Source organism: Nostocoides sp. (assembly GCF_035343835.1).
GTDB lineage: Bacteria > Actinomycetota > Actinomycetes > Actinomycetales > Dermatophilaceae > Nostocoides_A > Nostocoides_A vanveenii.
This window is the reverse complement of sequence record NZ_DAOQZV010000020.1, coordinates 1-13,465: the sequence shown is the minus strand read 5'-3', so window position 1 is coordinate 13,465 and position 13,465 is coordinate 1. Positions and strand designations below refer to the sequence as shown.

The following is a 13,465-nucleotide window of genomic DNA, read 5'->3' as shown; positions in this document are numbered from 1 at the left end:
GTCTCGGTCCTGTGTGCCCGGCTGCGGCAGCGGCCGGGCGTGGCGGGGCCGGGCGGGGTGAGGGGTGGGAGCGAGAGGTTCGCGCGCCCGCATCCTTTGGTCAGCCTGTCACCTCGGACGGTCAGCGGGCGCGCTCAATCCCCCCACCTCCTCACCCCGCCCTGCCGCTCGATCGAGTCCCGGGCGGACTCTCGTCATCAGGTCAGGATGTGGCCGGATGGCTCGCCATGCTGGAGTGGAACCAATCGATAGAGACGCAAGGAGACGACCATGGCCTTTCTTACTCCCGAGGCAAGCGGCGAGCGCGCCGTTGCGAAGACATTTCTGCTCCAGCAGTTCGCCCAGGCGCGCAGCACGGTTTACGGGCTGTCCAATGAGCAGATCCATGCGCGGCCGTCGGTGAGCGCCTTCACGCCGGCGATGCTCATCACCCACCTGACGCAAGTGGCCGACGGCTGGTGCGCATCGGTTGCCGCCGCGCCGAACTTCCCCGCTGGCCCCAATGCCGCTGCCGATGGGGGTGATTACGAGATGGACGACCCCGCGGGGGTGACCATCGAGGGCCTCCTCACGGCATACGACCAGGCCGTTGGCCGGCTCGGCGAGATCGTCGAGTCCGCGGACTTCGACGCGATCGTCCCGACTCCGCCCGCGCCGTGGTACCCGCCGGAGCTGGTCGGCTGGCAGGTGCGCTGGGTCATCCAGCACTTGATCGCCGAAGTCGCCCGTCACGCCGGGCATGCCGACATCATCCGTGAGTCGATCGACGGCAAGGGCTCCTACGAGCTCAACGCCCGCGCCGACGGCGAACTCGCCGACGACCAGGAGTTCCCGGCCTGGTAGTTCCGTCTCGTGGCCCATCAGGGACGTCGAGTGGCCGACGCCGGCCACTCGTCGTCGCGTCGTCGCCCACTCGACGTCACTCGACTGCTCACGCGACGGGGAGTGGGAGAGGACAAGGGCGGCTGGACGCGGAGACGAGGCGAGGGCGATTGAGCGCGGCCGCTGACCGCAGAGGTGACGGACCCGACGAACCGGCGGCCGCGCCAGTCTCTCGCCCTCGCCCGTCTCCGGGGCCGGCCGGCGAGAGTCGTGTTCACGATGTGGACCCCGGTTCTGCAACGTCCCGGGGGCGTGTCAGGGTGAATGCGTGATGTTTGAGACTGCCGCCACCGCGGCGATCATTATCGGCTAGCGCGACGAGAGTTTCTCGTCGCGCAGACCTCCCGCACCCGGGGGGTCTTTTGCTTTGTCGGGAAACATCGCAACCGAGCGGGGGACCGGCAGGGCTAGGGTTTTCGGTCCGCACCCCCGGGCCGGAGGCGGCGCACGCTCGTCGGACAATGAACAGGCAACACACGCGTCGGGCCGTGGCCCGGGGATTGGTCGCCGGCGACCAGCCCCGGGCGACGCCCGGACCACACGGCATACGTCCTGCGAAGAAGAGCGAGCGATGAGCGACCTGCACGTCTACGACACCACCTTGCGCGACGGCGCGCAGCAAGAGGGTCTGAACCTCTCGGTGACGGACAAGCTGGCGATTGCGGCCCACCTCGACGATCTAGGCGTCGGCTTCATCGAGGGCGGTTGGCCGGGCGCCAACCCCAAGGACACCGAGTTCTTCCGGCGCGCGCAGACCGAGCTGCGGCTGAAGAATGCGACGCTCGCCGCCTTCGGCGCCACCCGCCGGGCCGGCGGCCGGGCCGACTCCGACCCGCTGGTGCGTGCCCTGCTCGACTCCGGTGCCTCGGTCGTCACCCTCGTGGCCAAGAGCCATGTCAGTCACGTCGAGCGCGCCCTGCGCACCACGCTCGCGGAAAACCTCGAGATGATCCGCGACACGGTGACCTTCCTGCGTGGCGAGGGACGGCGGGTCTTCCTCGACGCGGAGCATTTCTTCGACGGCTATACGACCGATCGGGCCTACGCGCTGGAGGCCGTGCGCGTCGCGGCCGAATCCGGCGCTGAGGTGATCGCCCTCTGTGACACCAATGGCGGGATGCTGCCGGCGGAGGTTGCTGACGTCGTCGCCGATGTGCTCGCGACCACTTCGGCGCGTGTCGGTATCCATTGCCACAACGACACCGGGTGCGCGGTCGCCAACTCGATGGCCGCGATCGACGCCGGAGCCACGCACGTGCAGGGCACCATCAACGGCTACGGCGAACGCACGGGTAATGCCAATCTGGTGACTGTCGTCGCCAACCTCCAGATCAAACAGGGGCTCGAGCTCCTCGAACCGCACCGGCTCGCCGAAGCGACCCGCATCTCCCACGCGATCAGCGAGATCACCAATGTCGCGCCCTACAGCCGCCAGCCGTATGTCGGGTCGAGCGCCTTCGCGCACAAAGCCGGCCTGCACGCAAGCGCCATCAAGGTCGACCCGGATCTCTATCAGCACACCGACCCCAAAGCGGTCGGCAATGACATGCGGATGCTGGTCTCGGACATGGCGGGTCGGGCATCGATCGAACTCAAGTCGCGTGAACTCGGTCTCGATCTTGACGGCAGCGACGAAGCCGATGCCGCCAAGGTCGCCCAGGTCCTCGCGCGGGTCAAGGATCTGGAATTGCGCGGCTATACCTTCGATGCCGCGGACGCGAGCTTCGAGTTGCTTCTCCGGCGCGAGCTGAACGGCGGCCTGCCCGACTACTTCGACGTCGAGTCGTGGCGGGTCATCACCGACTCCCGTGGAGAGGACGATGCGCTGTCGGAGGCAACGGTCAAGGTCTTTGCCGGCGGCGAGCGTGTGGTCACGACCGGTGAAGGCAATGGCCCGGTGAACGCGCTTGATCATGCTCTGCGGGAAGGGCTTTCGAGTGCTTATCCGGAGATCGCGCACCTGGAACTCGTTGACTACAAGGTCCGCATCCTCGACACAGAGCACGGCACGGACGCCATCACGCGCGTGCTGATCGAGACCAGCGACGGCTCGACCACCTGGTCCACCATCGGCGTCGCTGCCAACATTCTCGAAGCCAGCTGGGACGCACTCCTGGAGTCGGTGACGTTCGGCCTCATCCGCGCCGGGGTCGCCCCCCGGCGCGGATGAGCCCTAATCCCCTTTGACATTCACCAGCTGACGGAGCGTATGCCGCACCTCGACCAGGTCTGCCGCATCCGCTATCACCTGGCCGATGTCTTTGTACGCCGCCGGGATCTCATCGATGAAGGCATCGGTGTCGCGGAACTCCACGCCGGCCATCGCCTCGCGCAGCTGGTCCATCGTGAAGGTGCGCCGGGCCGATGACCTCGAGTGCACGCGGCCGGCACCGTGCGGCGCCGAGTTCAGGGCAAGTCGATTGCCCAGCCCCGCAACCACATACGACGCAGTGCCCATCGATCCGGGGATCAAGCCGGGCTCGCCGGCCCGCGCCGAGATGGCACCCTTGCGAGAGAGCCAGACGGGCTTGCCGAAGTGCTCCTCCTGCTCGGTGTAGTTGTGGTGGCAGTTGATCTCCTCGTGCCGATCCACCGTGACGCCGAGCCACTTCTCGACACAGGCGACCAACCGATCCATCATCTCCTCACGGTTGAGCAGGGCGTAGGTCTGCGCCCAGCGCATCTGCCGGATGTAGGCCCAGAACTCGTCGGTGCCTTCCACGAGGTAGGAAAGGTCTTTGTGCGGCAAGGGAATCCACCACCGCTCGCAGAGCATCTGCGCGACGTCGATGTGATGCTGGGCGATCTTGTTGCCGACACCCCGAGAGCCCGAATGCAGGAACAACCAGATCCGACCTGTCTCGTCCCGGGTGATCTCGATGAAGTGGATTTCCGTGGTGACCACGTCGCGGTGAACCGTCGTGGCGCTCAAGAGTCGGGCGACGCGGCCACAGGTATCTCCTCCTTGTCGTGCATTAAGTGCAGCCCAGTGCACCTCATGCACGACAACTTGCGGCGAACACGGCCACCGCTACTGCACGGCAGGGCGGGCAACGGTGTCCAGGACCTCGAGCAGGCGCCGGCGCAGTGCATTGCTCCGCTCGGCGAAGGCACGCTGCGCGCTGACATAGGCCGCCTTGCCCGCGGCAGTCTCGATCGGGATCGGCTCGTAGCCGAGGTCGCGCAGGTCGTAGGGCGAGGCACGCATGTCGAGCGTGCGGAGCTCGCGGGCCAGATCGAAGGCATCCAGGGTCAACTCGCCGGGCACCAGTGGCCCGAGCTTGAAACACCATTTGTAGACGTCCATCCCGGCGTGCAGACACCCTGGCTGCTCGAGCTGAACTTGCGAATCCCGGTTGGGCTGCAACGCGTTTCGCGGGGACGCCGCCGAAGTGAAGAACCGGAAGGCGTCGTAGTGCGTGCACCGGATCTGGTGCGCGTCCACCACCTCGTCCGTCTCGGCCGGACTCAGGCGCAACGGATAGGCCGTATGCCGCACCTCCTGCGAGCGATAGACCATCGCCCACTCGTGCAACCCGAAACACCCCGTATGCGGCGCCCGCCCCACCGTGGCCGCCAGCAGCGAGCGGACGAAAGCAACCGTCGAACCACGTTCTGCGGCAAAGTGATCCACGTCCAGCGCGACCCCGCCACAGCTGTCGGTGACGTAGTGGCGCCAGGAGGCGCGCGGCATACGTCCGGCGTCCTCGAGCACGATGCCGGGGCCGGGATGCCACCGGCGCAGCTTGCCCGGCGGATTGCTGTAGTAGACGAAGAGGAAGTCCTCCACGGGGTGCGCGACGGCACCGCGACGCCGAGCCTCGTGGCCGGCCACCAGCTCCTCGACTCGGGCGAGGTGCGCCACTTCCCGGGCGGCCCAGTCCGTCGGGGGGAGGCGAACCGGATGCACACTCCCACGCTATCCCTGCGTCGGGCGGCCCCGGTCACCGGCGAACCCGCCCGGCTTAGGCTGACCCTCATGCGAATCGTGCGATTCACGACCGGGGAGGACCCGGCATACGGCGTCTTGGAAGAGGACGGCGGCGTCATCGCCGAGATCGTCGGTGACCCGCTCTACCAGGGCGTCACCTTCACCGGGCGGCGGGTGCCGGCCGACGCGGTCCGACTCCTCGCGCCCGTCATCCCGCGCAGCAAGGTGCTCGGGATCGGGCGCAATTACGCCGACCACGCCAAGGAGATGGGCAACGACATTCCCACCTCGCCGCTGGTCTTCCTCGTCCCCAACACCGCCGTCGTCGGCCCGGACGACCCCGTGATCATCCCCTCGATCACCCAGGAGGTCAGCTACGAGGGGGAGTTGGCCGTGGTCATCGGCCGGATCGCGAAGTCGGTGCCCAAGGAGCGCGCCAACGAGGTGATTTTTGGCTACACCTGCGCCAATGACGTGACCGCTCGCGACCTGCAGCGCGGCGACGGCCAGTGGGCACGCGCGAAGGGCATGGACACTTTTTGTCCCCTCGGGCCGGTGATCGCCACCGACCTCGACGTCAGCGATCTGCGCCTGGTCACCCGCGTCGACGGCGAGGTCAAGCAGGACGGCACGACCGCCGACCTGATCTTCGACATTCCGACGCTCATCGCCTACCTCACCCAGGCCTTCACGCTGCTGCCCGGCGACGTCATCCTGACCGGGACGCCGGCGGGTGTCGGCACGGTCGACCACGGCAGCCGGGTGGAGGTCGAGATCGACGGGATCGGCATACTGGCCAATCCGTTCCTGCGGCGGGACTGACACGCTCCTACACTTGCGACCCGTGAGCAAGCACAAACTCGGTCCGGTCCGCCTGCGCGTCGCGCCGTCGCCGACGGGCGATCCGCACGTCGGCACGGCGTATATGTCGCTCTTCAACCTGGCGTATGCCCGTCAGCAGGGTGGGCAGTTCCTCTTGCGGATCGAGGACACCGACCGGGCGCGCTTTCGCGCCGACAGCGAGCAGCAGGTTTTCGACACCCTGCACTGGCTGGGTCTGCAGTGGGACGAAGGTCCCGATATCGGCGGCCCGGTCGGCCCCTACCGCCAGTCCGAGCGGCTCGACACCTACAAGCCCTATGTCAAAAAGCTGCTGAAGTCGGGGCACGCCTACAAGTGCTGGTGCAGCGCCGAGCGGCTGCAGCAGATGCGCGAGGAGCAACAGAAGAACAAGCAGCCCACCGGGTATGACCGCCTCTGTCACGGGAAGTCGGAGACGGAACGGCGCGAGTTGCCCGGCTTCACCGACAAGCCGGTCGTGCGGATGTTCATCCCCGACGACGTCGAGTTGACCTTTACCGACCTGATCCGCGGCGATGTCAACGCCCCCCGGCCGGACGATCAGGTCATTCTCAAGGCCGACGGCTTCCCGACCTATCACCTCGCCGTCGTCGTCGACGACCACGAGATGAAGATCACCCATGTGGTGCGCGGCGAGGAGTGGATCTCCTCCACGCCCAAGCACCTGCTGCTCTACAAGTGGCTCGGGCTCAAGGCGCCGGCGTTCGCGCACATGCCGCTGCTGCGCAATGCCGACAAGTCCAAGATCTCCAAACGGAAGAATCCCGCGGCCCGGCTGACGTGGTTCGTCGAGGAGGGCTATCTGCCGGAAGCGCTCGTGAACTTCCTTGCGCTGCTTGCCTATCCGCCGGCGCAGGATGCCGAGGGCCATGACGTCGAGAAGTTCACCTTCGCCGACTTCTCGCGCGACTTCGCGTGGGCGAAGGTCAATCCGGTCGGGCCGATCTTCGACCTGAAGAAGCTGCAGTGGCTCAATGGCGTCTATATCCGCGACCTCGAACTCGGTGATTTCACCTCGCGGTTGCTGCCCTATCTGGAGCGGGCCGGTGTGTTGTCCGGATCGCCGAGCCTGGGGGAGTTGGGCCGGTTGAAGTCGGTCGCCGAGCTGATCCAGACCCGCATCGTCTTGTTGAGCGAGTCGGTGCCGCTGGTCGCGCCCTTCTTCACCGCCGACGACATGCTGGTGATCAACGACGACGCGCGGGCCGACCTTGGTGCGGATGCACCGCGGGTGCTCGATGCCGCGATCGCCGCGCTGGGTGACATCGACGACCACCTGGCCGACCTGATCGCCGGCACTGCCTGGAATGCCGCGAACCTCGAGGCGACCCTGCGTCGGGTCCTGGTGGATGAGTTGGGCCTCAAGGCGCGAGTCGCCTTCGGGCCGGTGCGCACGGCGGTCGCCGGTGCCAAGATCTCACCGCCGCTCTTTGAATCGATGGAGATTCTCGGCAAGACCTCGACCCTGGCGCGCCTGTACGCCCTGCGTGCCACCCTCTGACCGATTGCCGTATGCCGTGGCTCACCCCGCCGAGGACGTGCTGATCGACGGGGTGCTCTTCGACCTCGACGACACGCTCATCGACACGGCGGCGGCGATGCACCTGGCCGGCGCTGCCGCTGCGGCCGTGGTCTGGCCGGACGCCGACCCGCAACGGCTCGCGATTGCGGGCGTGCGGTTCCGGTCGGATCCCGGCGGGTTCTTCGGGGCCTACACCCGCGGCGAACTGACCTTCGCTGCCATGCGGGCGGCGCGGATCGCGGACCTCGGAGCCTGGCTGGGCGCAGCGGACGTGCAGGTCGCTCGGGCGGCCTTCGACGCGGCATACGAGCCGGCGTTCGTGGCCGCCTTGCAGACCTTCAAGGACGCGCCCGCCTGCCTGAAAGCGTTGCAGGACAACGGTATACGCATTGGCTTGCTGACGAACTCGGGCGCCGACTATACGGCGGCGAAGCTGCGGCATACGAGCTTGGCTGGTGTCACCGATGTGGTCTGCACACGTGACACGCTCGGCTTCGGCAAGCCGGACGCGCGCGCCTTCCACGAGGCCTGCCGGCAACTCGGAACCGACCCGGCGCGCACCTTGCACATCGGGGACGAGCTGCACGCCGACCCGCTCGGGGCCGCCGACGCGGGGCTCCGAGCGGCGTGGCTGGTGCGCGACGGCGCCCTCGACGAGGGCGTCCGAGCGGAGGTGACGGGGCGGGGGATCGCGGTCATCGACTCGCTCGATGTGGTCCGCCCTGGGTGGCTCGGCCTTCGGGTGCCCTGAGATCGGCTCGCGACGCTCAAGGACACCCCCCCCGGAGGACGTTTGCCCACGCAGAGCGTGGGACCCTCGCTCCTTCGTCGCGAACCTGTGATAACCGCTCATAGTCGCTCAGGGAGCCCGCCAGGATTGGGGGATGGAAAGTGAGGGACGATGAGTGTCATGACCACGGTCTCGCCGGGGGCGCCGTTCACGCGGGCGGACCTCGATGCGCTCCCGGACGATGGGCGGCGACATGAACTCATCGACGGGGTGTTGGTCATGACCCCGGCGCCGAGTCCGCGTCATCAACTGGTTCAACTGGAGCTCATCAAGCGCTTGCTGCCAGCCATTCCGGCTGGGCAGCGCCTGCTCGCGGCGCCGCTCGACGTCGTCCTCGGCCCGGCCACGGTGCTGCAACCCGATCTGCTGATCGCAGCGCGGAGTGCGTTGACCGATCGCGATCTGCCGGTCGCGCCACTGCTTGCCATTGAGGTGCTCTCGCCGAGTACTCGGCACTTCGACCTGGGGATCAAGCGGGCGCTTTACGAGTCGGCTGGGTGTGCCGCGTACTGGGTCCTCGATCCGGACGAACCCTCGATCACCGTGTGGGAGCTGCGCGACGGACAGTATGCCGAGGTCGCCCGGGCCGTGGGCAGCGAGTCGCTGCGTCTGCATACGCCTGTCGAGGTCTAGGTCGTGCCGGCCGACCTGGTGACGTGACCCGGCATACGCGCACCAAACGGTGAGCATCCGCGATTTGGGGGGCCAACGGGGGAGCGGGTAGTATTCACCTTCGGTTCGCGGCCCGCGCGTGCTTCGGCACGAAGGGGAGGCGATACCCCTTGGGGTATGGTGTAATTGGCAACACTAGTGATTCTGGTTCACTCATTCTAGGTTCGAGTCCTGGTACCCCAGCGCAGCACTGTGATCGCGGTGATTCGGAGATTGACTAGGCCGTCGGCTAAGGTTGCTCCGCTGTAGCACGGCCCCGTTGTGTAGCGGTCTAGCACGCCGCCCTCTCAAGGCGGTAGCGCGGGTTCGAACCCCGTCGGGGCTACCAGCAGTCGAAGGCCCCCTGTCCTCAGGCAGGGGGCCTTCGCGTATGCCGGCGACGGCTTCCCTATTCGGACTGGGCGCGGGCGGCAGCTTCCTGGGCGGCGGCGTGGCGGGTCAGGACTTCGGTGAGTTTGTTGGCTCCGGCCATGACCGTGGCGGCGTGCAGGCGTCCGGGCTGGCGGGAGAGGCGCTCGATCGGGCCGGAGATCGACACGGCGGCGATCACGCGACCGGAGGGGCTGCGCACGGGCGCGGAGACCGAGGCCACTCCGGGCTCGCGCTCACCGACGCTCTGGGACCAGCCCCGACGTCGGACGCCGGAGAGGGTGGTCGCGTTGAAGGCAGCGCCGTGCAGACCGCGGTGCAGCCGGTCCGGCTCCTCCCAGGCAAGTAGCACCTGGGCGGCGGAGCCAGCGAGCATCGACAAGGTCGCGCCGACGGGGATGGAGTCACGCAGGCCGACCGGGCGCTCGGCGGCCGACACGCAGACGCGGTGGTCGCCTTGCCGGCGGAAGAGTTGAGCGCTCTCATTGGTGTGATCGCGCAAGGCCCCGAGCACCGGGCCGGCGGCAGCCAGCAGGCGGTCCTCGCCGGCCGACGCGGCGAGCTCGCCTAGGCGCGGGCCGAGCACAAAGCGGCCCTGCAGATCGCGGGAGACGAGGCGGTGGTGCTCCAGGGCGACCGCGAGGCGATGGGCGGTCGGCCGGGCCAGGCCGGTGGCCGTGACGAGTTGAGCAAGGGTGGCTGGTCCCGATTCGAGAGCCCCCAAGACGATGGCGGCCTTGTCGAGGACGCCGACCCCACTGGAGTTGTCCATGTCTTGATATTGCCGTCTCATTGCCTGAGACGCAAGTTCTAGGGTCCTAAACCCGTGCGAGCCTGGCCGGGACGCCTGGTTCGCGCACGCATTTCTTGGAGGCAATGATGGCAGGCACGCTGGCCGAAAAGGTTTGGGCGGACCATGTGGTTCGCAGCGCCGACGGCGAGCCGGACATCCTCTACATCGATCTCCACCTGGTCCACGAGGTCACCAGTCCGCAGGCCTTCGACGGTTTGCGGCTCAGCGGCCGCCAGGTGCGGCGCCCCGAGCTCACGCTGGCCACCGAGGACCACAACGTCCCGACCACCCCCGGTCCGATCACCGACCCAGTGAGCCTGACCCAGGTCGAGACACTGCGCCGCAATTGTGCCGAGTTCGGTGTCGAGATCTATCCGATGGGCCACGCCGAGCAGGGCATCGTCCACGTCGTCGGCCCCCAACTCGGGCTGACGCAGCCCGGGATGACGATCGTATGCGGCGACAGTCACACCTCCACTCACGGAGCCTTCGGTGCGCTCGCCTTCGGCATCGGCACCAGCGAGGTCGAGCACGTCCTCGCCACCCAAACCCTCTCGCTCAAGCCCTTCAAGACGATGGCCATCGAGGTCGATGGCGACCTGTCCGAGGGCGTCACGGCCAAGGACGTCATCCTGGCCGTCATCGCCAAGATCGGCACCGGCGGTGGTCAGGGCTATGTCCTGGAATACCGTGGCTCGGCGATCCGCGCGCTGTCGATGGAAGCGCGAATGACGGTCTGCAATATGTCGATCGAGGCCGGTGCGCGAGCCGGTCTGATCGCTCCCGACCAGACCACCTTCGACTACCTCAAGGATCGCCCCCACGCGCCGACAGGGGCCGACTGGGACGATGCCGTCGCCTACTGGTCGACGCTGCGCTCCGAGGACGACGCAACCTTCGACGAGGTCGTGCGCATCGACGCCTCCTGCCTGACTCCCTTCGTCACATGGGGCACGAACCCCGGCCAAGGCGCGCCGCTCGGCGCGGCCGTGCCCGACCCCGCGCTGATCCCTGACGACACCGAGCGTGCCGCCGCGGAGGCCGCCTTGGCCTATATGGGGCTGACCGCGGGCACGCCCCTGCGCGAGATCGCCGTGGACACCGTCTTCGTCGGCTCGTGCACGAACGGCCGGATCGAGGACCTGCGCGCTGCCGCAGCGATCGTCAAGGGCCGCACGGTGGCGGACGGCGTGCGAATGCTCGTCGTGCCTGGGTCGGCCCGCGTGCGACTGCAGGCCGAGGCCGAGGGCTTGGACGCGGTCTTCACCGCGGCCGGCGCGGAGTGGCGACTGCCCGGCTGCTCGATGTGCTTGGGCATGAACCCCGACCAACTCACGCCGGGCGAGCGATCGGCATCGACCTCGAACCGCAACTTCGAGGGACGCCAGGGCAAGGGTGGACGCACGCATCTGGTCAGTCCTCTTGTCGCCGCGGCGACGGCCATCCGCGGCACCTTGTCCACGCCCGCCGACCTCGAGCCCGTCACCGCTGGGAGCAACTGACATGCAGGCCTTCACGACGCACACCGGCGTCGGCGTCCCATTGCGTCGCAGCAATGTTGACACCGACCAGATCATTCCAGCCGTCTATCTCAAGCGGGTGACGCGCACCGGATTCGAGGACGGCCTCTTCGCGGCGTGGCGCGGCGACGAGAGTTTCGTGCTCAACGATCCGGCGTATGCCGCGGGATCCGTTCTCGTCGCCGGCCCCGACTTCGGGACCGGCTCCTCACGCGAACACGCGGTCTGGGCGCTGATGAACTACGGCTTCCGCGTCGTCATCTCCTCGCGCTTCGCGGACATCTTTCGCGGCAACTCGGGCAAGCAGGGCCTGCTGACCGCCGTTGCCGCCCAGCACGATGTCGAATTGATCTGGAAGTATCTCGAAAACGAGCCAGGTGCCTCTGTCACAGTGGATTTGGTCTCGCGCACGATTACCGCGGGCGACATCGTCGTGCCCTTCGACGTCGACGACTACACGCGCTGGCGTCTGCTCGAAGGGCTCGACGACATCGGCCTGACGCTGCGTCACGAAGGCGACATCACGGCATACGAGAAGACGCGGCCGGCCTTCAAACCGACTGTGACCGCCTGACTTTCGCTCTAATGATCGGCTGTCGCCGAACAAATGTCGTTGCGACACAACAAACTCGTTGCTTGCCAATAGTGGACTAACGCGCCCGCGCGCCCTACCGTCAGCGGTGGAGGTCGGCGAAGTTGCACGACCCCGAGGGTCGCCGGCCCAACCGGCACGAAGTGACAACGGAGTTGGTCTCGTGAACAAAGCTGATCTGGTGAATGCGCTCGAGGCGCGACTCGGGAGCCGGAAGGCCGCCGTCGACGCCGTCGAGGCAGTGCTCGAAACGATCGTCACCGAGGTGTCGAAGGGCGGCAAGGTCGCGTTGACCGGCTTCGGGACCTTCGAGAAGGCGGCGCGCGCTGCGCGCACCGGGCGCAACCCGCGCACCGGTGATGTCGTCAAGATCCGTAAGACCTCGGTGCCGCGATTCACCGCGAGCGCGAAGTTCAAGGACTACGTCAAGAACCCCAAGAGCCTGCCGAAGGTAACCCCCCTCGCCCGCGCCTCTAGCGCCGCGGCCAAGGCCGCCGCGGCACCGGCGAAGACCGCCGCCAAGACAACAACGGCCGCGGCCAAGCGCGCCACCACCAAGGCCGCGCCCGCCAAGTCGGCGACCAAGGCCGCTCCGGCAAAGTCTGCCGCCACGACCACGACCAAGGCGGCGCCGGCGAAGGCGGCGACCAAGGCCACCGCAACCAAGGCCGCCACGGGGAAGGCTGCGACGGCGAAGGCTGCCACCACCAAGGCTGCGGCCACGAAGGCGGCGAAGGCAGCGCCGACGAAGGCCGCCGCGAAGTCGACCACGGCCGCCAAGAAGACCACGACGCGCAAGAAGGCCTGAACGCGGCACCGCGAACTGCCCGGCACCTTTGAGGTGCCGGGCAGTCGCGTTTGTCTAGGCGAAAGGCATTGCGGCGCTAGCGAATGGACTCCTCGTCGCCGATGCCGACGATCCAGACCCGGGTGATCTCCGGCCGCTCGGTGCCGGGGCCGGCGACACCCAGACTCACACGCTGACCGACCCGCAGATGGCGCAATCCGCTGCCGTCGAGCGCCGCGCCGGGGAAGGGCAATTCGCGGCCGTCATCGAGCAGCACCGACCCGTCGCCGGTCTCGATGTCGTAGCGGTGGACGCTGCCTTGCATCCCTCAACTCTAGGCTGCTTCGGCGCCGGAGCCGTGCGCGTCAGTCGCTGCCGATCGGCGCCCAGCCCGCGAGCACCTCGGCCGTATGCCGTCCGCACCCGAACGCAAGCACGCTGGCCAAGTCATCGTGCACGTCCACATCGCGCCGCAGGCGTGCCAGTTCCTGCCCGACGGGGCGGTAGCCCGCGGCGAGGTGGTGCTGCGCGGAGGCGGGCCCGAAGGCCGGGGTGAGGGCACCGTCATACGCGGCCAGGAGCACCGAGCCCACGCCCGTGTGATCGGGGACGACGCCATGGCCGACCGCGGCGCAGGCCGCGAGGGCGGTCGCCAGGTCCTCGGCGCGGGCCGACGGGATGTCCCCGAGTAAGGCGGCGACCGGGCCCGGGCCCGCGTGCCGGAACCAGGCCGAGTCGCTCCCATC

At 67.9% G+C, this 13,465-nt stretch carries 12 protein-coding genes, 2 tRNA genes and 2 pseudogenes; 11 read left to right on the top strand and 5 right to left on the bottom strand.

Going from position 1 to position 13,465, the window contains the following annotated elements:
• The first annotated feature begins 270 nt into the window (after positions 1-270).
• Both PKH97_RS02965 and cimA read left to right on the top strand, forming a co-directional pair.
• Complete coding sequence (locus tag PKH97_RS02965; protein ID WP_324385913.1) at positions 271-843, top strand: DUF664 domain-containing protein; 573 nt, start codon at positions 271-273, stop codon at positions 841-843.
• Between the two features lie 610 nt (positions 844-1,453).
• Positions 1,454-3,052 (top strand): citramalate synthase, encoded by a 1,599-nt coding sequence (gene cimA, locus PKH97_RS02960; protein ID WP_324385912.1) that lies wholly within the window; start codon positions 1,454-1,456, stop codon positions 3,050-3,052.
• A 3-nt stretch (positions 3,053-3,055) separates the two neighbouring features.
• Here the strand turns inward: cimA and PKH97_RS02955 are convergent.
• Together PKH97_RS02955 and PKH97_RS02950 are read right to left on the bottom strand one after the other, a co-directional pair.
• Positions 3,056-3,769, bottom strand: a pseudogene (locus PKH97_RS02955) (RtcB family protein); the annotation flags it as partial.
• 144 nt (positions 3,770-3,913) lie between these two features.
• Positions 3,914-4,792 (bottom strand): 3-methyladenine DNA glycosylase, encoded by an 879-nt coding sequence (locus PKH97_RS02950; protein ID WP_324385911.1) that lies wholly within the window; start codon positions 4,790-4,792, stop codon positions 3,914-3,916.
• A gap of 69 nt (positions 4,793-4,861) precedes the next feature.
• Here PKH97_RS02950 and PKH97_RS02945 point away from each other — a divergent pair, with 69 nt between their 5' ends.
• From PKH97_RS02945 to PKH97_RS02920, 6 genes are all read left to right on the top strand, one after another.
• Entirely contained in the window at positions 4,862-5,635 is a 774-nt protein-coding gene (locus PKH97_RS02945) for a fumarylacetoacetate hydrolase family protein (RefSeq protein WP_324385910.1), read from the top strand.
• 22 nt (positions 5,636-5,657) lie between these two features.
• Positions 5,658-7,175, top strand: a complete 1,518-nt coding sequence (gltX, locus tag PKH97_RS02940) for a glutamate--tRNA ligase (RefSeq protein ID WP_324385909.1) — start codon at positions 5,658-5,660, stop codon at positions 7,173-7,175.
• Positions 7,162-7,947: an HAD family hydrolase gene (locus tag PKH97_RS02935; RefSeq protein ID WP_324385908.1), complete on the top strand. Its 786-nt coding sequence runs from the start codon at positions 7,162-7,164 to the stop codon at positions 7,945-7,947. The genes gltX and PKH97_RS02935 overlap by 14 nt, the downstream gene beginning before the upstream one ends.
• A gap of 150 nt (positions 7,948-8,097) precedes the next feature.
• Positions 8,098-8,619 carry a Uma2 family endonuclease gene (locus PKH97_RS02930; RefSeq protein WP_324385907.1) on the top strand — a complete coding sequence of 174 codons (522 nt, stop codon included), beginning with the start codon at positions 8,098-8,100 and terminating at the stop codon, positions 8,617-8,619.
• A 150-nt stretch (positions 8,620-8,769) separates the two neighbouring features.
• Positions 8,770-8,841: transfer RNA gene (locus tag PKH97_RS02925), tRNA-Gln, on the top strand.
• Between the two features lie 69 nt (positions 8,842-8,910).
• Positions 8,911-8,986 (top strand) — tRNA-Glu (locus PKH97_RS02920).
• A gap of 60 nt (positions 8,987-9,046) precedes the next feature.
• On the opposite strand, the gene PKH97_RS02915 is transcribed toward PKH97_RS02920, so the two are convergent.
• Positions 9,047-9,799: an IclR family transcriptional regulator gene (locus PKH97_RS02915; RefSeq protein WP_324385906.1), complete on the bottom strand. Its 753-nt coding sequence runs from the start codon at positions 9,797-9,799 to the stop codon at positions 9,047-9,049.
• Positions 9,800-9,906: 107 nt separating this feature from the next.
• Between PKH97_RS02915 and leuC the strand changes: the two genes are divergently transcribed.
• The 3 genes from leuC to PKH97_RS02900 all read left to right on the top strand — a co-directional run bounded on the left by leuC (position 9,907) and on the right by PKH97_RS02900 (position 12,740).
• Positions 9,907-11,322 carry a 3-isopropylmalate dehydratase large subunit gene (gene leuC / locus PKH97_RS02910; protein ID WP_324385905.1) on the top strand — a complete coding sequence of 472 codons (1,416 nt, stop codon included), beginning with the start codon at positions 9,907-9,909 and terminating at the stop codon, positions 11,320-11,322.
• Between the two features lies 1 nt (position 11,323).
• The gene (leuD, locus tag PKH97_RS02905; protein WP_324385904.1) at positions 11,324-11,914 is read left to right on the top strand and encodes a 3-isopropylmalate dehydratase small subunit; all 591 of its coding nucleotides are present in this window, start codon (positions 11,324-11,326) and stop codon (positions 11,912-11,914) included.
• Positions 11,915-12,095: 181 nt separating this feature from the next.
• Positions 12,096-12,740 (top strand): HU family DNA-binding protein, encoded by a 645-nt coding sequence (locus PKH97_RS02900; RefSeq protein WP_324385903.1) that lies wholly within the window; start codon positions 12,096-12,098, stop codon positions 12,738-12,740.
• A 76-nt stretch (positions 12,741-12,816) separates the two neighbouring features.
• Here the strand turns inward: PKH97_RS02900 and PKH97_RS02895 are convergent, their stop codons facing one another.
• Positions 12,817-13,044, bottom strand: a complete 228-nt coding sequence (locus PKH97_RS02895; protein ID WP_324385902.1) for a hypothetical protein — start codon at positions 13,042-13,044, stop codon at positions 12,817-12,819.
• Positions 13,045-13,084: 40 nt separating this feature from the next.
• A pseudogene (locus tag PKH97_RS02890) lies at positions 13,085-13,465 on the bottom strand (hypothetical protein); the annotation flags it as partial.

Excerpts from the sequence above, each read along its gene's own strand:
- leuD (WP_324385904.1), top strand. The coding sequence starts at position 11,324 with ATGCAGGCCTTCACGACGCACACCGGCGTCGGCGTCCCATTGCGTCGC.
- leuC (WP_324385905.1), top strand. The coding sequence starts at position 9,907 with ATGGCAGGCACGCTGGCCGAAAAGGTTTGGGCGGACCATGTGGTTCGC.
- PKH97_RS02895 (WP_324385902.1), bottom strand. The coding sequence starts at position 13,044 with ATGCAAGGCAGCGTCCACCGCTACGACATCGAGACCGGCGACGGGTCG.
- cimA (WP_324385912.1), top strand. The coding sequence starts at position 1,454 with ATGAGCGACCTGCACGTCTACGACACCACCTTGCGCGACGGCGCGCAG.
- PKH97_RS02945 (WP_324385910.1), top strand. The coding sequence starts at position 4,862 with ATGCGAATCGTGCGATTCACGACCGGGGAGGACCCGGCATACGGCGTC.
- PKH97_RS02915 (WP_324385906.1), bottom strand. The coding sequence starts at position 9,799 with ATGGACAACTCCAGTGGGGTCGGCGTCCTCGACAAGGCCGCCATCGTC.
- PKH97_RS02930 (WP_324385907.1), top strand. The coding sequence starts at position 8,098 with ATGAGTGTCATGACCACGGTCTCGCCGGGGGCGCCGTTCACGCGGGCG.
- PKH97_RS02965 (WP_324385913.1), top strand. The coding sequence starts at position 271 with ATGGCCTTTCTTACTCCCGAGGCAAGCGGCGAGCGCGCCGTTGCGAAG.